Source organism: Bacillus sp. 275 (assembly GCF_001999205.1).
Classification (GTDB): domain Bacteria; phylum Bacillota; class Bacilli; order Bacillales; family Bacillaceae; genus Bacillus; species Bacillus velezensis.
In genome coordinates this window covers 1,829,719-1,850,304 of record NZ_CP019626.1, presented here as the reverse complement: position 1 = coordinate 1,850,304, position 20,586 = coordinate 1,829,719, and the positions used below count along the sequence as shown (strand labels likewise).

17 protein-coding genes and 5 tRNA genes are annotated in these 20,586 nt (G+C 46.4%); 14 read left to right on the top strand and 8 right to left on the bottom strand.

Going from position 1 to position 20,586, the window contains the following annotated elements:
* Nucleotides 1-98: 98 nt before the first annotated feature.
* The 7 genes from BZ167_RS08645 to BZ167_RS08615 form a co-directional block, all read right to left on the bottom strand.
* Nucleotides 99-1,343 carry an exo-beta-N-acetylmuramidase NamZ family protein gene (locus tag BZ167_RS08645; protein ID WP_039252937.1) on the bottom strand — a complete coding sequence of 415 codons (1,245 nt, stop codon included), beginning with the start codon at nucleotides 1,341-1,343 and terminating at the stop codon, nucleotides 99-101.
* A 15-nt stretch (nucleotides 1,344-1,358) separates the two neighbouring features.
* Nucleotides 1,359-3,272 (bottom strand): glycoside hydrolase family 3 protein, encoded by a 1,914-nt coding sequence (locus tag BZ167_RS08640; RefSeq protein WP_077392033.1) that lies wholly within the window; start codon nucleotides 3,270-3,272, stop codon nucleotides 1,359-1,361.
* A gap of 46 nt (nucleotides 3,273-3,318) precedes the next feature.
* Complete coding sequence (pbp4b, locus tag BZ167_RS08635; RefSeq protein WP_077392032.1) at nucleotides 3,319-4,602, bottom strand: penicillin binding protein PBP4B; 1,284 nt, start codon at nucleotides 4,600-4,602, stop codon at nucleotides 3,319-3,321.
* Between the two features lie 18 nt (nucleotides 4,603-4,620).
* The gene (locus BZ167_RS08630) at nucleotides 4,621-5,988 is read right to left on the bottom strand and encodes a PTS transporter subunit EIIC (protein WP_062623230.1); all 1,368 of its coding nucleotides are present in this window, start codon (nucleotides 5,986-5,988) and stop codon (nucleotides 4,621-4,623) included.
* Between the two features lie 128 nt (nucleotides 5,989-6,116).
* The gene (murQ, locus tag BZ167_RS08625) at nucleotides 6,117-7,046 is read right to left on the bottom strand and encodes an N-acetylmuramic acid 6-phosphate etherase (RefSeq protein WP_015416693.1); all 930 of its coding nucleotides are present in this window, start codon (nucleotides 7,044-7,046) and stop codon (nucleotides 6,117-6,119) included.
* Nucleotides 7,047-7,145: 99 nt separating this feature from the next.
* Nucleotides 7,146-7,622 carry a GNAT family N-acetyltransferase gene (locus tag BZ167_RS08620; protein WP_015239057.1) on the bottom strand — a complete coding sequence of 159 codons (477 nt, stop codon included), beginning with the start codon at nucleotides 7,620-7,622 and terminating at the stop codon, nucleotides 7,146-7,148.
* Between the two features lie 18 nt (nucleotides 7,623-7,640).
* Nucleotides 7,641-8,093 carry a 2-thiouracil desulfurase family protein gene (locus BZ167_RS08615; RefSeq protein ID WP_007408014.1) on the bottom strand — a complete coding sequence of 151 codons (453 nt, stop codon included), beginning with the start codon at nucleotides 8,091-8,093 and terminating at the stop codon, nucleotides 7,641-7,643.
* Nucleotides 8,094-8,273: 180 nt separating this feature from the next.
* On the opposite strand from BZ167_RS08615, the gene BZ167_RS08610 reads away from it, so the two are divergent.
* The 13 genes from BZ167_RS08610 (at nucleotide 8,274) to BZ167_RS08550 (ending at nucleotide 18,276) form a co-directional block, all read left to right on the top strand.
* Nucleotides 8,274-8,345: transfer RNA gene (locus BZ167_RS08610), tRNA-Glu, on the top strand.
* 3 nt (nucleotides 8,346-8,348) lie between these two features.
* A tRNA-Val gene (locus tag BZ167_RS08605) sits at nucleotides 8,349-8,424 on the top strand.
* 5 nt (nucleotides 8,425-8,429) lie between these two features.
* Nucleotides 8,430-8,502 (top strand) — tRNA-Thr (locus BZ167_RS08600).
* A 19-nt stretch (nucleotides 8,503-8,521) separates the two neighbouring features.
* Nucleotides 8,522-8,606: transfer RNA gene (locus BZ167_RS08595), tRNA-Tyr, on the top strand.
* Nucleotides 8,607-8,610: 4 nt separating this feature from the next.
* Nucleotides 8,611-8,682, top strand: a tRNA-Gln gene (locus BZ167_RS08590).
* Between the two features lie 230 nt (nucleotides 8,683-8,912).
* The gene (sigW, locus tag BZ167_RS08585) at nucleotides 8,913-9,476 is read left to right on the top strand and encodes an RNA polymerase sigma factor SigW (protein ID WP_003156766.1); all 564 of its coding nucleotides are present in this window, start codon (nucleotides 8,913-8,915) and stop codon (nucleotides 9,474-9,476) included.
* 13 nt (nucleotides 9,477-9,489) lie between these two features.
* Nucleotides 9,490-10,116 (top strand): anti-sigma-W factor RsiW, encoded by a 627-nt coding sequence (rsiW, locus tag BZ167_RS08580; protein WP_011996220.1) that lies wholly within the window; start codon nucleotides 9,490-9,492, stop codon nucleotides 10,114-10,116.
* A 165-nt stretch (nucleotides 10,117-10,281) separates the two neighbouring features.
* Nucleotides 10,282-11,103 carry a diadenylate cyclase CdaA gene (gene cdaA / locus BZ167_RS08575; RefSeq protein ID WP_003156763.1) on the top strand — a complete coding sequence of 274 codons (822 nt, stop codon included), beginning with the start codon at nucleotides 10,282-10,284 and terminating at the stop codon, nucleotides 11,101-11,103.
* Complete coding sequence (locus BZ167_RS08570; protein ID WP_007408012.1) at nucleotides 11,096-12,535, top strand: CdaA regulatory protein CdaR; 1,440 nt, start codon at nucleotides 11,096-11,098, stop codon at nucleotides 12,533-12,535. The genes cdaA and BZ167_RS08570 overlap by 8 nt, the downstream gene beginning before the upstream one ends.
* Nucleotides 12,536-12,552: 17 nt before the next feature.
* Nucleotides 12,553-13,899: a phosphoglucosamine mutase gene (gene glmM / locus BZ167_RS08565; protein ID WP_007408011.1), complete on the top strand. Its 1,347-nt coding sequence runs from the start codon at nucleotides 12,553-12,555 to the stop codon at nucleotides 13,897-13,899.
* A gap of 431 nt (nucleotides 13,900-14,330) precedes the next feature.
* On the top strand, nucleotides 14,331-16,133 hold the full coding sequence (gene glmS / locus BZ167_RS08560; protein ID WP_061047144.1) for a glutamine--fructose-6-phosphate transaminase (isomerizing): 1,803 nt from the start codon (nucleotides 14,331-14,333) through the stop codon (nucleotides 16,131-16,133).
* A 639-nt stretch (nucleotides 16,134-16,772) separates the two neighbouring features.
* Complete coding sequence (locus BZ167_RS08555) at nucleotides 16,773-17,645, top strand: ABC transporter ATP-binding protein (RefSeq protein WP_015416698.1); 873 nt, start codon at nucleotides 16,773-16,775, stop codon at nucleotides 17,643-17,645.
* Nucleotides 17,623-18,276 (top strand): ABC-2 transporter permease, encoded by a 654-nt coding sequence (locus BZ167_RS08550; protein ID WP_031378865.1) that lies wholly within the window; start codon nucleotides 17,623-17,625, stop codon nucleotides 18,274-18,276. Before BZ167_RS08555 ends, BZ167_RS08550 begins: the two co-directional genes overlap by 23 nt.
* 102 nt (nucleotides 18,277-18,378) lie before the next feature.
* Here BZ167_RS08550 and BZ167_RS08545 read toward each other — a convergent pair whose 3' ends face one another.
* The gene (locus BZ167_RS08545) at nucleotides 18,379-19,260 is read right to left on the bottom strand and encodes a hypothetical protein (RefSeq protein WP_015416700.1); all 882 of its coding nucleotides are present in this window, start codon (nucleotides 19,258-19,260) and stop codon (nucleotides 18,379-18,381) included.
* A 134-nt stretch (nucleotides 19,261-19,394) separates the two neighbouring features.
* Here BZ167_RS08545 and BZ167_RS08540 point away from each other — a divergent pair, with 134 nt between their 5' ends.
* Nucleotides 19,395-20,561 (top strand): DUF4885 family protein, encoded by a 1,167-nt coding sequence (locus BZ167_RS08540; RefSeq protein ID WP_077392031.1) that lies wholly within the window; start codon nucleotides 19,395-19,397, stop codon nucleotides 20,559-20,561.
* Nucleotides 20,562-20,586 lie beyond the last annotated feature (25 nt).

Here is a 20,586-nt window from a genome sequence, read left to right as displayed (position 1 = left end):
CTGTTATCATTTAAATTGTACCAAATAAATGAATGTTTTCCTATAAAAAGCGGAAATGTGAAATGCGTCAAAATGTTACACGTGTAACACGAATGTTGTCAGTATATGAGGTATTGTTTTCTTAGAGTTTTGAATTGGTCCAGCCGGCGTTGATATGTGCCGGTGATGTCTTCAATGGAAGTGCCTTTTTCTATTTTTTTGCGTACCCAGCCGTTACCGATCAACTTGTCAAAAGAGCCTGTCGTCAAGAAGGAAAAGTCATTCGGATATAAGTCATGCATGGTTTTCAGAATGGAAAGCCCTGTTTTTGCCGCTTCAAATGTGTTTCTGTTTGTTACGTAGACTTGTACGCCGTGGCACAGCTTGCCCTGGTGCTTGGAGAAGCTGGGGATAAATGATGCGGCTCTGAAGGTGACGCCCGGAAGCTTGAGACTGTTCAGGCGTTCTTCGAGCTCGGTGCTTTTCATATAAGGCGCGCCGATCAGTTCAAACGGCTTTGTCGTGCCCCTTCCTTCGGATACGTTTGTGCCTTCGATTAGTCCTGTCGCCGAATATGCGAATATGCTGTCCGGAGTCGGGATATTAGGCGAAGGGAGGACGAACGGCAGACCGGTATCTTCAATCGTCATCGTCCGCTTCCAGCGCTTCATTTTTACGACGGTGAGGTCGGCGCCAATATGAAACTCTTTATTGAATAAAAGAGCAAGCTCACCGATCGTCATGCCGTGCCTCAGCGGGATCGGATACAGTCCGACAAATGAAGCGTAATCCGGTTCAAGAACCGGGCCGTCCGGATTTCGTCCGCCTTGCGGATTCGGCCGGTCCAATACATAAAAAGGTATGCCTTTTTCTTTTGCCGCTTCCATGGCATAGGCCATTGTATAAATGTAGGTGTAGTATCGCGTTCCGACATCCTGAATATCGAAAATCAGTACATCTGTATCTTTCAGCATGTCAGGCGTCGGTTTCCTCGTTTCCCCGTATAGGCTGTAGACGGGAAGCCCTGTTTTTTCGTCTATATAGGATGTGACTTTGTCTCCGGCCTGAGCATCGCCGCGGACACCGTGCTCCGGTCCGAATAATGCGGTCAAGTGGATGTCTGGCGCCTCATACAGCACGTCAACGCTGCTTTTCAATGACGCGTTCACACCGGTCGGGTTGGTGATCAGCCCGACCCTTTTTCCCTTCAGTTCCTGTTTATAATCTTTCAGCAGGCGGTCGATGCCTGTTTGGATGCTTGGTTTCTTGGCGGTATGAAGGTTTCTGTCAGAAGCCGCCGAGACTGCCGTCATAGCACTGATGACGACAAGTCCGGCAAGAAGCGCAGCCGTTTGTGTTTTCATGATCAGTCCTCCTGTTTAAAGCGGTTTTCCGGTCTTCAGATTGATACCGAAACCATAAGGATACAGTGTCGTTCCCGGATGCGTGACGGAAGGAATGTCAGCGGGCAGCCTGCCTTGCGGTTTTGTCTGTCCGAATATCGCTTCAACGCCTGCCGGAATGTTTGGCTGGAGAAATTGTCCGTCTGTATATCCTTTAAAGCCGTAGACTGCGATAAGGGCTTCAGCTTCTTCAAAGTTCGCAGCGTCATATGGATTACGCAGGCTCATCAGCACAAAGGGTTTTTGGTTCGATTGTGCGGCTTTCATGACGGCCCGCGGAAATGCAGTCGTCCACTTGCCGGGATCTGTGACGGAATCGTCAATCACGCCGTCGTTTACGACAGGATCATTTTTCACAACATATGAGCCTGTAATCACGTAATCAGCGTCAGATATCTGCTTTTTGTGTTCATCATGAAATGTGCGTTCGGCGAAGTTCATTTTACTGATGGTTACCGGCCGGATTTTTTTCTTCTTGATGAGCTGCCGAATGGTTTGTTCCATTGACGCTGTTTGATCTTCATATGGAGCTGCAATGAGAACGCGGCTGTTCTTTTTCGGTTTGAATGGGAGCGTGCGGTTTTTGTTTTGTAAGACGGTGACGGATCTTTCCGCGATTTGTTTTTCAGCTTTCAGGTGATTTTTGCTGCCGACGGTTTTCTTTGCTTTTGCAATCTTCTTTTTCAGATTTGTCTCTTTCGGGGCGGGATATATCCCTCGTTTTATTTTCAGGGAAATGATACGTTCCGCTGATTTGTTAATTTGCTGCAGCGGAATATCCCCTTTTTGTACCGCCTTTTTTAAAGCGGAATGAACCCGGGCAAAGCGGTTTTCCGTTTGCAGCGATGTCACTTGGGCCGGCATCAGGGCAATATCGACGCCTGCTTTTACGGCCATGACGACCGCCTCTTCCTGGCCGAAATGATCGGCAATGGCTTTCATATTTAATGCATCCGTGACGATGACGCCGTTAAAGCCCATTTCCTCACGGAGAAGATGAGTCATCACTTTTTTCGAGAGCGTGGCGGGTACGAGGATGTCTGAACCGTCCAGCTTGCTTTTATAGGTTGTATCGTCAAACGCGGAAAATTGCACATGGGCTGTCATGATCATATCAGCTCCGGCCTGAATGGCCTTCCGGAACGGATAAAGTTCAATCTGACGCAGCCTTTCTTGATTGTGGGTGACAAGCGGAAGACCGTAGTGGCTGTCGACATCCGTGTCGCCGTGTCCCGGGAAATGTTTGACGGCGGCAGCGACATCCTGCTTTTGCTGAGCCTTCATTGAGGCAAGGCCGAGTGAAGCTGTCAGATCACGGTCTGAACTGAACGACCTGACGCCGATGACAGGGTTTCCGGGATTATTATTGATATCGAGAACGGGCGCGAAATTCGTATTAATGCCCAGTGCTTTCAGTTCTTTGCCGATAATGGCGCCGGTCTGGGACGCGTAGGCTGTTTTTCTAGCGGCTCCGAGCGCCATATTGCCTGGGAAATGAGTGCCCTCACCAAGTCTAGTTACGATGCCGCCCTCCTGATCAATGCTTAATAATAGCGGAATGTCAGGGCTCGCCTTTTGAAAGGCATCTGTCAGGCGTACCGTTTGCTCAGTGTTTTTTACATTTTCTGCAAACAAGATAACGCCGCCGAACCGGTACTTTTGAATAAGCCCTGCGACTTCGTCATTCATTTTGGTAAGAGCTTCAGGTGATGACTGCCCCTTTTTTTGCCAATTGCGAAAATCAGGCATGAGCATCTGCCCTAATTTTTCATCTAATGTCATACGGGATACCGCTTGTTCCGCCTGTGACGGAATGTCCGGTTTTGTCGATGCATGATGAGTGCCGAAAACAATGAACAACAGTAATACAGCTGAGATGACAAGTTTCATGATGGTGCCCTCCTGCCTTCATAGTTTGGACAAAAGACATGGGTTGTCATTCAATGGCTTCATAAATCGTTTTTATGACGCTGCCGTAGCTTCCGGTCGGAAAAAGATCCCCTTCAAAAACATTCGGGTTTTCACCGGGACTGACGACGGGGGAATGCTTTTTATTGGTTAAAAGTGCGATCCCCAGCTTATAAGCGGGATCAATAATCGTGACGGTGCCGGTCCATCCCGTATGGCCATATGCCTGCCTGCTTGCATAAGGGCCGAACATCCACTCCATATCCGGGCTGCCGTTTTTCCGCCAGCCGAGAGCGAAAGTCGGATCAGAGGATGCCGCCGTTGTGAACAAATCGGCCGTTCTTTTATTGAAGAGAGAAACGTGTTTATAACTGCCTCCGTTCAGCATGACTTGAAGAAGGACGGCCATATCATCAGCTCTGGAAAACAGCCCGGCGTGACCGGACACCCCTCCCATTGAGTAAAATGCTTTTTCATCGTGAACTTCCCCCTGCAGCGTATACGTCCTGATGTGAGGAAAATGGATGACTCCGTCACGTGTGTTGCCTAAACGTTCAGTAGCTGCGAATGCTTTTTCTTTAAAGCCTTTTTGCAGCGGATTGAACAGTGTGTGCGTCAGTTTCAGCGGTTTGTACAGTTCTTGTTCCGCATAGGCATCAAGGGTTTTTCCGGTTATGTTTTCAATGATGCAGCCGAGAAGCATGTAACCGATATCGCTGTATACGTGTTTTGTTCCTGGTTTGTATGCAAGCGGGATTTGAGTGAGAAAACGGATCGTTTTATCCCGTTCTTGTGAATACAAAGGGCCTGCGGTGTCCGGCTGATAGAAATAAAAGCTTGCCGGCAGACCGGATTGATGCTGGAGCACATCGATGACGCGAATGCGGTCTTTTTCTTGAATCGGATCGCTTTTTCTGTCTTTGAAATCAGGAAGGTAAGCCGCGACTTTTTGATACACATCAAGCTTTCCCTGGCTGACGAGTCGCTGTAATGCAAAATTCGCCGCGTACATTTTTGTATTGGAAGCTAGATCAAACATGGTTGATGTTTTCATTTTTTTCGGACGGGATAAAAGGGTGGTCCTGTCATATTTTTTGCTGTAGCCGTATGCTTTCTTTTTGATCACCCGTCCGTCCTTTACGACGACGAGGACGGCTCCGGGGAATCCTGCTGCGATGTCTTTTTCAATCATTTGATCAACCTTTCTGAGCTTTGCTGCGTCGTATAATTTGGATTGGGCTTCGGCTTTGTGCTGCGGCAGAAAAGAGAGGCTGATGACCATTGTGAGTATGGCGGCTGTCAGTGTTTTCATATTCTGATCCCTCCCGGTTTATTCAAATTCAGCTGCCATGTCATCCTTAAATCCGAACGCATAAGTGAAGACAAAGCCCGCCGCGTAAGAGATGAAGAGACCGATGATATACAAAACGATTTGAGCCGGCTGTACGAGAAACGAGAGCGGAAGGCCGGAGACACCGATTGAAAAAGTAGCCACCTGAAAATGGGCTTGAAAGGCGCCGCCGATTCCCGCCCCTAAACACGCCGTCAAAAACGGCCGGCCGAGAGGGAGCGTGACGCCGAAGATGAGCGGCTCTCCAATTCCGAGCAGACCGGATGGAAGTCCTCCGCCGATCGCTCTTTTCAATGAGGCTTTTTTTGTTTTCATAAAGATGGCGAAGGCCGCCCCTACTTGACCCGCGCCTCCCATCGCGAGAATCGGAAGAAGCGGGTCATCTCCGATTGATCGGATTAATTCCAAATGTACGGGAGTCAAGCCCTGATGCAGGCCGGTGACGACAAGCGGCAGGAAGGCGGCTCCCAGTACAAACCCTGAGAGCACTCCCCCGACATTCAGCAGCGACAATAAACCTGATGTAATCAGATCAGAAATAAAACCGCCTGCAGGGATAAAAACGACATATGTCACCAGCCCGGTGATAAGTAAAGACAATGTAGGCGTGACGATAATGTCGATGGATTGATGGACGTACTTTCTGATAAACCGTTCGGTATAAGCGATAAAAACCGCAGCGAAAAGAACGCCGATTAATCCTCCCCTGCCAGGGAGCAGATTCTCTCCGAACAAACTGATATTGGCGATCTCAGGGTTAAGGATCAATATGCCCGCAAGGCCGCCCATCGCAGGTGTCCCGCCGAATTCCTTCGCCGCATTGATGCCGACAAGGACGCCGAGGTAAGCGAATAAGCCTGAACCGATAACCGTTAAAATAAGTGCGATTTGGGATTCTTTCGGGAGCCAGCCGGCCTGAATGACGGCTTTCGTAATACCGGTGATTAAACCTGATGCAATGAGTGCGGGAATAAGGGGAATGAAGATGCTTGATATTTTTCTCAGAAACAGTCTGATGGGTGTGGTGTTTTTTCTGTTGAGATCGGCTTTTTTCCGTGAGGCGGCTTCTTTTAAATCAATGTTTTTTCCGGATGGCATAAGTTTTGCGAAAGCGTCGGCGACATGATTGACGACACCCGTGCCGAGAATGATCTGCAGTGTTTCGGCTTCGACGACGCCTATTACCCCGTCAAGCTGTTTCAGCGCTTCAATATCCGTTTTGTCCCGATCTAAAGGTGTAATCCTCAGGCGTGTCATACAGTGGGTAAAGCCTGAAATATTCGATGAACCGCCGCAATTGTCCAGGATATCTTTGGCCAGTGACTGATAAAATGCCTCTTTGCTCATGGAGATCCTCCTTTTTCCGTGCGATTTTTCCCGGGGAGCTGTGCCTGAAACGCGTCCTAAAAGCGCCTGCGCCGATCATGAAAACGGCGCGGGCTCGTAAAAGCACATTATTTTTCACCAAAGAACGATCAGCGTTCTTTTTCCTTTGAAACGTGCTGTTCAATGGCTTTGTCAATGAAGCCGTCTGCTTCTTTGAGCAGTGCCTTCGCGTGTGTTTCGTCTGAATTCGTCTTCAGCATGACGATTGCCGTTTTGACATGGCTGCCTGCGGCCTCAAGCGTTTCTTTTGCCTTGTCGTACGGAACGCCCGTGATGCTTTGGATAATGCCGATTGCGCGTTCTTTCAATTTTTCGTTGCTGACATGAACGTCCACCATTAAATTTTCGTACACTTTGCCGCTTTTGATCATCACGGCCGTGGAAATCATGTTCAGAATCATTTTATGTGCCGTCGCCGCTTTCATTCGTGTTGACCCTGTAATCACTTCGGGGCCGACGACGACTTCAATGCTGTGATCGGCATAAGTGCTGATCAATGAGTGTTTATTGCATGTGAGCGCGACGGTTTTGGCGCCGATTGTTTTTGCGTATTTCAGCGCACCGGCCGCATACGGCGTGCGCCCGCTTGCCGCGATGGCGATTACGGTGTCTTCTGCGGTAAGCCCAATCGTTTTGAGATCGAGAGCGCCGGTTTCCTCGCTGTCTTCTATACCTTCAGCCGCTTGCAAAAAGGCGTCTGCTCCTCCGGCCATCAGACCGATGACGGTGTCGGGACTTACGCTGTATGTAGGCGGGCATTCAACCGCATCCAGTACACCGAGTCTGCCGCTTGTGCCCGCTCCCGCATAAATCAGCCTGCCGTTTCGCCGTAATGATTGATGGGCGAATTGAACGGCAATCTGAATATCGGGCAGCACCTGCTGAACGGCTTCAGCCACTTTGAAATCCTCTTCGTTAATGATGCGGAGAATTTCCATCGTGTCTGCTTGATGGATTGAAGCGGTCTGCGGATTTCTGGTTTCTGTGGTCAATCTGTGAATGTTAAGCCGGTCTGTCATGATTGTACCCTCCCAAGTCGTTAATACTTGAAGTATATGGGCTTCTGAATAGATGTTTCAAGAAAAATCGGCAGGGGTGAGATGAATAATCAAGCGCTTTCACAAAAAATGATGCAGAATGTGCTGTTCACCGATGGGGCCGATCCTGCGACGACCTTTATCAATAAAACCGGAAGACCGGTACAGGTTCTTTGCACGATGATTGCGATGGTTTACAGCAAGCACGATTTCATCACACCAAGGAAAGTAATTTGCGACAAAAGCGGGGAGCTGCAGCATCGCTTGTTTGGCATAACCTTTTCCCTGATGCGGCGCATGTAAGGACAGCGCACTCAGCAAAATGGCAGACACATTGTTCGAATACGGGGCAATGGTTTCTTTTGAGGTATGTAAAATAAAAAAACCGACGGGGCGGTCTTCTTTTAAAATGACTGTCGGGTAGCGATCCCGGATGACAAGAGCCTGCGGCAGTACATCCTTCGGGAGAGCTGTGAACTTTTTATCTTCTTCACTCAGCACAAACCCGTTCAGTCCGTCTGCATGCTCCGGTTTATAAAAGGACAGGGCTACATCCATGATATCTACTCTCCTTTTTTATAATTGATCCAATTCATCTTCTGATAGAACACGGCAGCCTGCCCGTTTTAAAAGAGCGGAAGTGATGCCGTCTCCGATTATTTTTTTTCCTGAGAAAGTGCCGTCATAGATAAAGCTGCTGCCGCAGGACGGACTGTTTTCTTTAAGGATGACCGTTGCGGCGCCTATTTCTTTTGCGTATGCTAACGTTTTTTCCGCGCCATCCATATATAAAGCCGTAACGTCTTCGCCTGATGCCGTTACGATTCTTGCTGTTCCGTTCAGCACGTCTTCGCCCGTGCCGCCGATGATTTCCGCCGGTTCGCGGGGAGTGGTGAAGCCGCCCAAAAGTTCGGGGCAGACCATAACAGCTTTCTTTTCTTCTACGAGTCTGCGGATTTTTTCCGAAGCGGCGTGAGAGCCGTTATACCTGCATTCGATACCGCCGAGACAAGAGCTGACTAAGATCATCTGTGTCCATTCCCTTCAATATTTTGATACTTTCATCATAAATGAAATAAGAGAGGAGGGATGAGTTTTTCAGTTAAAAAACGGGTAAAAAAGTTTGAAAATAAAAAAAATAATTTTTCTCTTTACAAATGGGGTACAACCTGTATATAATAACTTTTGTCAGCTCGACGCGGACACAACGGCCCGTTGGTCAAGCGGTTAAGACACCGCCCTTTCACGGCGGTAACACGGGTTCGAATCCCGTACGGGTCATATGGAGGATTAGCTCAGCTGGGAGAGCATCTGCCTTACAAGCAGAGGGTCGGCGGTTCGAGCCCGTCATCCTCCACCATATTTGCCGGCCTAGCTCAATTGGTAGAGCAACTGACTTGTAATCAGTAGGTTGGGGGTTCAAGTCCTCTGGCCGGCACTGTTTTTCAAAAAAATACGGAGGGGTAGCGAAGTGGCTAAACGCGGCGGACTGTAAATCCGCTCCCTCAGGGTTCGGCAGTTCGAATCTGCCCCCCTCCACCATTTTTGGGCTATAGCCAAGCGGTAAGGCAACGGACTTTGACTCCGTCATGCGTTGGTTCGAATCCAGCTAGCCCAGTCTCAGACACCTTTTGCATAAAGGTGTCTTTTTTTTATCAGCATTTTGTTTCGATTTCTGATTGTTCATCAGATATACTATTTTTAAGCTGCTGTTAAGGCAGTATATTCTGTATTTTCCATCTACACCCTGCCTGAAATTTGGTAAAATAAATGTAATAAAAAAATGAAACCTTTTAAAACAATCAACGTATAGATACAGACCGGTGAAGGGCAGAGGTAAGATAAAACATGGAAAACCTGATTAAAAAAAGAATCAAGCAAGTCAAAAAAGGCGATCAAAATGCGTTTGCAGAAATCGTTGACCTTTATAAAGATAAGATTTACCAGCTTTGCTACCGCATGCTCGGCAATGTTCACGAAGCGGAAGATATTGCACAGGAAGCTTTTATCAGAGCGTATGTCAATATCGACAGTTTCGATATCAACAGAAAGTTTTCAACGTGGCTTTACAGAATTGCGACCAACCTGACCATTGACCGCATCCGCAAGAAAAAGCCTGATTACTATCTGGACGCAGAAGTAGCGGGAGCAGAAGGGCTGACGATGTATTCGCAGATCGCCGCGGACGGGGTTCTCCCTGAAGACGCCGTATTGTCATTGGAGCTGTCGGACACAATTCAGAAAAAGATTTTAAAGCTGCCTGACAAGTACAGAACGGTTATTGTATTAAAGTATATTGACGAACTCTCTTTAATTGAAATCGGGGAGATTCTGAATATCCCTGTCGGCACCGTCAAGACAAGGATACACAGAGGCAGAGAGGCTCTTAGAAAACAATTGAGGGATCTTTAAGTGGGGTGATGAAATGAGCTGTCCTGAACAGATCGTGCAGCTTATGCATAAGCATCTTGATGGAGATATCCTTCCTGAAGATGAAAACGTATTAAAACAACATTTGCAGTCATGCGGGAATTGCAAACGGCATTTTCATGAAATGGAGAAATCCGTAGCACTCGTCCGAAGCACATCGCATGTCACGGCCCCTGCTGATTTTACTGCCAAAGTTATGGCGAATCTTCCAAAAGAGAAAAAACGCGCTTCTGTAAAACGATGGATAAAAACTCATCCGATGATTGCAGCCGCAGCGGTTTTTGTGATTTTAATGGGCGGCGGTTTTTTCAACAGCTGGCATAATGACCACAATTTCAGTGTGTCCAAACAGCCGAACCTTGTCGTGCAGAATCACACGGTCACCGTCCCTGAAGGCGAGACCGTAAAGGGCGATGTCACAGTAAAAAACGGCAAGCTGTTCATTGAAGGAAAAGTCGACGGCAATGTGACCGTCGTCAACGGAGAAAAATACATGGCCTCAGCCGGACAAGTCACCGGGCAGATTGAAGAGATTAACCAATTGTTTGACTGGGTCTGGTACGAACTGAAATCGGCGGGCCAGGGCGTCGTGAGCGCTTTGGACCCGAGTGAAGATGAGTAAAGCGTATAATCGCTTTACTCTTTTTTTGTGCATCGCCGCTCTGGCTCATTTCACTTGAGAAATCAAAATGTGGTATAATGAGCACGCTATATGATGTACATATTGCTCATGCAGCACAATTCATAACAGAAAAACGAAATGACTGAATTCTTGGAGGACGAGGAAATGGCTTTTGAGGACATCCCATTTTTGCAATACCTCGGCAATGCCGTTGATATTCTCCTTGTTTGGTATGTGATATATAAATTAATCATGGTCATACGCGGGACGAAGGCGGTTCAGCTTTTAAAAGGAATCGTCGTCATCGTATTGGTCCGGATGGCCAGTTCATATTTGGGACTCAGCACGCTTCAGTGGCTGATGGACCAAGCGATAACATGGGGATTTTTAGCGATCATCATTATATTCCAGCCTGAGCTGAGACGGGCGCTTGAACAGCTCGGACGGGGCCGGTTCTTTTCCAGGAGCGGAACCCCCGTGGAGGAAGCGCAGCATAAGACAATTGAAGCGATTACAAAATCGATCAGCTACATGGCGAAACGCCGCATCGGCGCACTCATCGCGATTGAGCGCGATACGGGAATGGGCGATTATATTGAGACGGGCATCCCGCTTAATGCGCAGGTCAGCTCGGAGCTTTTGATTAATATCTTCATCCCGAATACACCGCTGCATGATGGAGCGGTCATTATGAAAAATAACGAGATTGCGGCGGCTGCCTGTTATCTGCCGCTTTCTGAAAGCCCGTTTATTTCAAAGGAGCTGGGGACGCGTCACAGAGCGGCTGTCGGCATCAGTGAAGTGACGGACAGCTTAACCATTATTGTATCTGAAGAGACGGGCGCCATCAGTGTGGCCAAAAACGGAGACCTTCACAGAGAATTGACGGAAGAAGCACTGAAAGAAATGCTTGAAGCCGAGTTTAAGAAAAACGCCAGAGATACTTCTTCTAACCGCTGGTACTGGAGGGGCAAGAAAAATGGATAAATTCTTAAACAACCGCTGGGCTGTAAAGATCATTGCATTGCTCTTTGCGCTGCTGCTTTACGTTGCGGTTAACAACAACCAGGCGCCGACTCCGAAAAAGCCGGGGGAATCCTTTTTTCCGACATCAACGACTGACGAGGCTACGCTTACTGATATTCCTGTAAAAGCATACTATGATGAAGCGAACTATGTCGTCACCGGCGTGCCCCAGACCGTAAATGTCACGATTAAAGGCTCGACAAGCGCGGTGAAAAAGGCGAGACAGACGAAGAATTTTGAGATATACGCCGATATGAATAAGCTGAAGACCGGGACTCATAAGGTCGAATTGAAGGCGAAAAACGTATCGGACGGACTGACGATCTCCATTAACCCGTCAGTCACGACGGTTACGATTCAGGAAAAAACGGCTGAGAGTTTTCCCGTGGAAGTTGAATACTACAATAAAAGCAAAATGAAAAAGGGATACACCCCTCAGCAGCCGATTATCAGCCCGAAAAACGTGCAGATTACAGGTTCGAAAAATGTGATTGATAACATTTCACTTGTCAAAGCATCCGTGAACCTTGAAAATGCAAATGAGACCATTGAAAAGGAAGTGAAGGTGACCGTCTATGACAAAGACGGCAACGCACTTCCTGTTGATGTTGAACCGTCAGTCATTAAAGTGACGGTTCCCGTAGCCAGTCCGAGCAAAAAGCTTCCTTTCAAAATCGAAAGGAAGGGAAGTCTTCCGGACGGAGTGAGCGTTGCGAGCATTGACTCGAATCCGAGTGAGGTGACGGTTTACGGCCCGCAGGATGTGCTGGATTCACTTGAATTTATTGACGGCGTATCTCTTGATTTAGGCAAAATTGATAAAGATACCGATATCAATGCCGATATCCCGCTTCCTAAGGGTGTCACTAAGGTATCACCGGAAAAAATCACGCTTCATGTTAAAGTGGACAGTGAAGACAAAAAGGATTTTGACAATGTCGGAATCAAGACGGTCGGACTGGGAGGCTCACAGCAGATTGAGTTTCTCGATCCTGAATCGCAGGCGATAAATATTACGGCCAAAGGCTCCCCCGCCAACATTAAGGCGCTGAAAAAGTCGGACATTGAACTGTATGCCAATGTCTCGGACTTGGATGACGGAGAGCACTCTGTAAAGCTAGAAGTAAACGGCCCGCAAAACGTCACATGGTCCCTGTCAAAAGACACGGTTAAGATCAAGCTGACTTCTAAGAAAAACTCAAGTTCAAATAAAAATAACGGCGGTTCCGCTGATTCCGGCAATAAGAACGGCACAAGCGGAGACGCAGACAAAGACAAGAACAAGAACCGGGAAGACGACACTGACAGCGATCAGAATAAAAGTCAAAACCAGGATCAAAATCAAGACCAGGATGAAGACGGATCAAGCGCTGATTCTTCTTCAACAGAATGAAAAAGGAGCGATACAAAATGGGCAAGTATTTTGGAACAGATGGTGTAAGAGGTGTTGCCAACAGCGAGCTTACGCCAGAGCTGGCCTTTAAAGTTGGGCGTTTTGGCGGTTATGTCCTGACCAAAGATAAGCAGCGCCCGAAAGTGCTGATCGGCCGCGATACACGTATCTCCGGACATATGCTGGAGGGAGCCCTTGTCGCCGGACTTTTATCGATCGGAGCTGAAGTGATGCGCCTCGGCGTTATTTCTACGCCGGGGGTATCCTATTTAACGAAAGCCATGGATGCTGAGGCGGGCGTCATGATCTCCGCTTCTCACAACCCCGTACAGGATAACGGAATTAAATTTTTCGGAGGGGACGGCTTTAAGCTTTCTGATGAGCAGGAGGCCGAGATTGAACGTCTTATGGATGAACCGGAAGATAAGCTGCCGAGACCGACAGGCGCGGACCTCGGGCTTGTGAACGATTATTTTGAAGGCGTTCAAAAGTATCTGCAATTTTTAAAGCAGACGGCGGACGAAGATTTCACAGGCATTCATGTAGCGCTTGACTGCGCCCATGGTGCGACATCATCCATTGCGACGCACCTTTTTGCCGATCTCGATGCTGACGTGTCTACAATGGGGACGTCTCCGAACGGATTAAACATTAATGATGGCGTCGGGTCTACACACCCGGAAGCGCTGAGTGCTTTCGTCAAAGAAAAAAACGCCGATATCGGCCTTGCGTTTGACGGAGACGGCGACCGCCTCATTGCTGTTGATGAAAAAGGAAACATCGTCGACGGTGATCAGATTATGTACATATGCGCGAAGTATTTGAAATCAGAGGGCCGTCTGAAGGATGATACCGTCGTATCGACTGTGATGAGCAACCTCGGTTTCTACAAAGCGCTTGAAAAAGAAGAAATCAAAAGCGTTCAAACGGCAGTCGGCGACCGCTATGTCGTAGAAGCGATGAAAAAAGACGGCTATAATGTCGGCGGCGAGCAGTCAGGGCACCTTATTTTCCTTGATTACAACACTACCGGCGACGGTCTTTTGTCCGCGATCATGCTTGTGAATACGCTGAAGGCGTCCGGCAAAACCCTTTCAGAACTTGCGGATGAAATGAAAAAATTCCCGCAGCTCTTAGTGAACGTGAAAGTGACGGATAAATATAAGGTAGAAGAAAACGCTAAGGTGAAGGCCGTTATTTCTGAAGTGGAAAAAGAAATGAACGGAGACGGCCGGATTTTAGTGCGCCCGTCAGGCACCGAACCGCTCGTCCGCGTGATGGCCGAAGCGAGAACAAAAGAGCTTTGTGACGAATATGTCACAAAAATCGTGGATGTCGTGCGGACAGAAATGGGAGCGGAGTAGCGAAGTTTATAAGCAGAGAGCGAACAAGACAAGTGCGATCAGCATAATATGATAGTAAACATGATGCCGGGGCGGCAAAAAATAATTGACCGTCCTTGGCACATGCTGTAAAATCAAGCTTGTTCAGCCTTTGTTTTTCACTTGCAGGAAAGGCGGGATTGTTTGCATCTTTTATAATTACAGCGCCCGAACTAAGCGCCCGAAAAACGGCTTAGTTGACGAGGATGGAGGTTATCGAATTTTCGGCGGATGCCTCCCGGCTGATTCATTTAGATCACAGCCGTAAGGATTTCTTCAAACCGGAGGGGCGACTCTCCGAACAAAGAGAAATCACATGATCTTCCAAAAAAACATGTGGGAGGGGACGATTGAAAGTCCCCTTGTAATTTGACTTTCTTCGTCTCCTTTTGCACCTTTAGGAGGAAGAAAATATGTGTGGAATTGTAGGTTACATCGGTCAGCTTGATGCGAAAGAGATTTTGTTAAAAGGATTAGAGAAGCTTGAGTACCGCGGTTATGACTCTGCCGGTATCGCTGTGGCGAATGAGCAGGGCGTGCATGTGTACAAAGAAAAAGGCCGCATCGCCGACCTTCGTGAAGTGGTGGATCACACGGTTGAATCTCAAGCGGGAATCGGCCATACACGCTGGGCGACTCACGGCGAACCAAGCTTCCTGAACGCTCACCCGCATCAAAGCGCACTCGGCCGCTTTACACTTGTTCACAATGGTGTGATCGAGAACTATGTTCAGCTGAAGCGCGAATATCTTGAAAACGTTGAACTGAAAAGCGACACGGACACTGAAGTAGTCGTTCAAATGATCGAGCAATTTGTGGCGGGAGGACTTAGCACAGAAGAAGCGTTCCGCAAAACACTGACTCTGTTAAAAGGCTCTTACGCAATTGCATTATTTGACGGTGAAAACACAGACACCATTTACGTTGCAAAAAACAAAAGCCCTCTGTTAATCGGTCTTGGAGATACGTTTAACGTCGTGGCATCTGACGCGATGGCTATGCTTCAAGTAACGAATGAATACGTTGAGCTTTTGGATAAAGAAATGGTGATCGTGACAAAAGACGAAACCGTGATTAAAAACCTTGACGGTGAAGTCATGACACGTGCGTCGTATATCGCTGAGCTTGACGCCAGTGATATCGAAAAAGGCACATACCCTCACTACATGTTAAAAGAAACGGATGAGCAGCCGCTTGTTATGCGCAAAATCATCCAAACGTATCAAGACGAAAATGGCAGACTGGCTGTGGCCGGCGATGTCGCTGACGCCGTGGCGGAAGCGGACCGCATTTATATCGTGGCTTGCGGAACGAGCTACCATGCCGGTCTTGTCGGGAAACAATATATTGAAATGTGGGCAAACGTCCCGGTTGAAGTGCATGTAGCGAGTGAATTCTCCTACAACATGCCGCTTCTGTCTAAGAAGCCGCTCTTTATCTTCCTTTCTCAAAGCGGAGAAACAGCGGACAGCCGCGCCGTGCTTGTTCAAGTCAAAGCGCTGGGTCACAAAGCGCTGACGATCACAAACGTTCCGGGATCAACGCTTTCCCGTGAAGCGGATTACACATTGCTTCTGCACGCAGGCCCTGAGATCGCGGTTGCATCAACAAAAGCGTATACGGCTCAGATTGCCGTGCTTGCGATCCTTGCGTCCGTTGCAGCAGAACGCAACGGCGTTGATATCGGTTTTGATTTAGTCAAAGAATTAGGTATTGCGGCAAACGCCATGGAAGCCCTCTGCGACCAGAAGGACGAAATGGAAATGATCGCGCGTGAGTACCTGACTGTTTCAAGAAATGCTTTCTTCATCGGCCGCGGCCTTGACTACTTCGTATGTGTCGAAGGCGCCCTGAAGCTGAAAGAGATTTCTTACATCCAGGCGGAAGGCTTCGCCGGCGGCGAGCTGAAGCACGGAACAATCGCTCTTATTGAAGAAGGAACACCGGTCTTTGCGCTGGCGACACAAGAACACGTCAACCTGAGCATCCGCGGAAACGTGAAGGAAGTCGCAGCCCGCGGCGCCAACACTTGCATCATCTCGCTGAAAGGCTTAGAAGACGCAGACGACAGATTCATCCTGCCGGAAGTCAACCCTGCGCTTGCTCCGCTGGTATCTGTTGTGCCATTGCAGCTGATCGCTTACTACGCTGCACTGCACCGCGGCTGTGACGTTGATAAACCGCGCAACCTTGCGAAGAGTGTGACTGTGGAGTAGGAATAAATAATTCACGGTAAACTTAAAATATAGTCGGAAAGTTTGACCCCTCTGGTTTTAGATAAACCAGAGGGGTTTTTAGTATAAAAATAAGAAGTGTTCGCCTATTGATTAACTGAAGATTTTTATATTTATAAAGAAATCTACGTATTTATATTGAAAAGAAGTAACACCTATTTTATAATATAAATATATTCCAGTTTAAACCCATAAATGTAACCATTAGTAAAGAATGGTAACGGTCAATTATTGGTTTTTGAATAAGTATTTGTTTGGTGTTTTATTCCCATGACTCATTCCTTTATAGGGCATACTTCATTCTTGAAGGGGCTCCTCAATTAGACAGTCATAATTAAATTTGTTATCTCTTGAATACATATATACTTTATAGAATGCACATTTTCTTTTCCAGCAAGTAAGTCCCCTCCAGCAATTTTCATCATGAATTTCCATTATATAAACGTAATCAATCGATTGCACATCCGTATTATGATTAATAAAGACTTTAAAATCCCTTTTGTATTTGCCGACTCCTGATCCATTATGAATACCTCGACTGGATATGAAAATAACAACATTTTTGCAATAATCCGGTTCAATTCTTAAAAAAGTCCTGACAACAATGATAGGAGTGGAATGATGTCAAACCTTTTAGAAATCAGAAACATCAGCAAATCTTTTGGCCATAAAGCTGTTTTAAAGGATGTTACATTCAATGTGCCTGCCGGATCAATTGTCGGATTTATCGGTGATAACGGCGCAGGCAAGTCAACAACATTTAAAACGATATTAGGATTAATCTCTCAGGATAGAGGTAAAGTGAAAATCTTTGGTAAAGAGAATCTGGATAAACATATAAAGTTCAAAGAAAATATTGGGGTCGTATTTGATGCGATGAATCTTCCTGCGCACCTTACGATAAAGCAGCTGAATCATGTATTTAAGAAACTATTCGGTGCTTGGGACCAAGATCATTTTTACCGGTTGGTTCATTCTTTCTCTTTACCTATGGACAAAAAAGTGAATACATTCTCGCGCGGCATGTCAATGAAGTTATCCGTAGCTGTTGCTTTGTCGCATAATGCAAAATTATTACTCCTGGATGAAGCAACGGGAGGGCTTGATCCCTCTTCAAGAGATGATCTGTTAAATGAATTAAAAAGCTTTGTGAGCAAAAGCAACGGCGGTATTTTACTTTCATCGCACATTATGACTGATGTCGAGAAGATAGCCAGCCATATCGTTATTATGAAAGATGGCGAAATTTTATTAAATGAAGAGAAAGATAAGGTTCTTGAAAGCTATACTGTTATAGATGTTGATGAAGGCCGATTGGCTGAGCTTGACGAAGATATCGTTCTAGCAAAAAGGAATCATGGATCTTATTGGAGTGTGCTTGTATCGGATCAACAGAAATTGCCGAATGGCGTAACGGCCAACACCATTTCCATAGAAGAAATCAGCGTCTTTTTAACGAGGAGTGAAAAAATTGAGAGGTCTGTTACTGACTAACTATTACCTGGTTTATCGAAGTTTCTTTGCATACACGGGGTTGGCCATATTGGTATCAGCAGTCATTTTTTATTTTGGGGATGCTTCAATGCATCGTTTTGTTGCTATGCTGATTATTTTGTTTGTCGTCATGCCCGCACTTGAGGTTATAAAGTATGAGAGCAAGTCTGGCTATGACAGGTATGTCCTGACTTTACCGGTCAGCAGAACAAATATTGTTCAAAGCCACTATGTCTTTTATCTTTTGATTGTTGTGATCGGAGCTGTAATATCTTATGGTATTTTCCTTGTATACAGCCTGGGTTCTGATGAACCAATTGACGGCATATTTAATATTGTCTCTTTTGGAACGTTCATCGTTCTCTTTGCCGGTGCAATCGTTTATCCTCTTCTCTACATGATAGGCCCGGAAAAATCCGATGCTATCGTGATTGGAGGAGCAATGGGGGGACTTTTTGCTACGTTTGGATTGCAAAGTGTCGTTGGGTATGTAGCAGAACAAGTACCGCTGTCATTTTTGCACATAAATCCTTCTTTATATGTCCCGATTATATATCTCATGATCGGCGTTATCTTATATATCATTTCATTTTTCATTGCCGCAGCTATATATCATAAAAAAGAATTTTAGCAACTGATCAAGTTACAACAGGATAAGACATGGCACGGGCTCATAAATTCACTTTAACTCCAAGCAGACAGCCGCCCGCACAATGGGCGGCTGTTCTTCTAATTAAAACTGCGTTGTCACATCGTACTCATAATCAATCTTCAATTTCACATTTTTCATAGTCGATTTTGCTGTTGCGAGTGTGTTGTATTTAAAATTCCAGATGCTTGAGACTGAGAGGTTATCATCCAGTGTGATACCGTAATTTCCTTGAGTGGAGCTGTTTGCAAGTGCACGGTGCCACACTTTATTTTCTTCCGACATGATGTAGTGGCTTGTATTTCCTTGGCTTGGTGTTTGGGTTGCGGTGGTGTTGATTCTTTTCACTGTGGCGTCTCTTGGAATGCTTGTCTGTTTGGTTAAGTCGAGTCTAAGAACAGTTGAATCTGATCCATTCGGACTGAGGCTTGTGTTCCCTTTATTTTCAGCTGTACCGCTGAATGAGAAGGTCTCACTGCCGGATTTGATTCGGTCGTAAATAGAGAGAGTAAAGTACATATCGTCAGTGTAGGAGCCGCGGGACACTTTCACGTAGAACGTCTCGTTATTTTCTTTCGCATCTGTATCCGCATAGATAAAAGGTAGCGCCGTATCAGGATTTATCACTTCTGTGCCTTTACTGATCAGTACTTTATTTTTATTATAAATTTCAATGTCCATTCCCTTGTATTCACTTCTTGTTGAACTCCTGACATAAAGTCTTTCTCCCTTATTTGCCGTGAAAGTGAAATACGAATCTTTTTCCCCTTTTGGCAATATGGCAGTATCAATATTTTTATATTTCCAGTAGCCTACCGGATTGGCAGTTTCAAATGAATGATTTCCTGTAATGGCGCTTATTTGTAACGAGTTCTTTTGAGACGCAGAGGCTGAAGGTGAAGATGCAAACAATGCGCCTGATAATACGATTGCACTGACAAATAGAATCAATATACACTTCTTCATGGAAAAATCCCCCTTTTTGACTACATCATACATAAAAACATTAGCTATGTAAACATTTGTTATTTAAGGTTAAAATCTACTGGAAGACAGCCGATAAAAACACTAGAACATCATCTCAAGCGGAGGTTAAAAACATGCGCCTAAACGCTCGATATATAAAAAATCAAGTAATGGCTCAGCAAGTGCTTCAGCGGTATTCTTCCAAAACAAATGTGAAAGATGCGGCAAAAGGATCGGACAGCTTATTGATTCAGACAGGCGGGAGCCGCGATCTGAGCCAGGTGAATTATTCAAGGAGCGGTGTCACTGAGAAAGGGAGCAGCCTGTCCCGTTTATATCAATCTGCAAATCAGAAAACGATTACGGATAATGGGAATGAGACGGTAATAGACGCTAATAATCCATATGAGTCTGAGAGTGATATTGCGAGCAAGATTCTTGATGAGAAATACAGCCGTATCAATGAAATCAATAAACGAAAACCAGATCCTTTGCATTATATTAAGGACAAATACCAGCGTGCCGATTCACCTTATTTCAGAAGTGATTTATCAGAATCGGAGCGTCAGGCCGCTTATCATAATGAAACGGAATGGCTGTTTAAGGGGAAAGCCCAGAGCTATGATTTCCGTGATGCGGCGTTTCGGGGTGAAACGCTCAACGGAGAGATTCAAGTCGAAAATGAAAAGGTGTTTCAGCGCGGGCAGGTGAATCAGCAGATTGAGATGCTTTTCCATCGGAATCATATTCAGATTCCGGAGGGTGCGAATCTTACATTTACGATATCACCGATTGATTATCTGTTAAAAGTGAGCGGGACTGACGATAAAGAGCTCACTCAGCAGATTGAAGCTGTCTTAAACTCCGGGGAAAACAGCAAAGAGCTGTTTGCGCACATCATTCGCAGCCGGAGTGATGACTCCTCGCAGTTTACGCCGGAAACATATGAGAAATATCAAGTCGTTCGGGAAATGTACGAGGTGACCGGCTATCATCTGAAAGACTTGCAGATCGTGGACGGAAAGTACGTCACAGAAGACGGACGCGACCTTTTAGACGTCTATAAGGAAGCGCTGCAGCAAGATCCTTTGTTGAGACATACGGCGGCAGAAGCGGCCGCCCATTACGGACAGGGGCTCACGAAGCTTGCGAGAACGGGTTATGACGCCATTCCTGATTTGGTTCTGTCCATTGAGTATAAAAACGGATCTCTGCGTGATGTCGGCCAAAGCAGGCAATACGGATCTGGGGATACAGATTGGCTTTCTGAATGGAAACGGGAGCTGGGTGTGTGTATATAAAATGAGAAAAAAGCTGACGAATGAT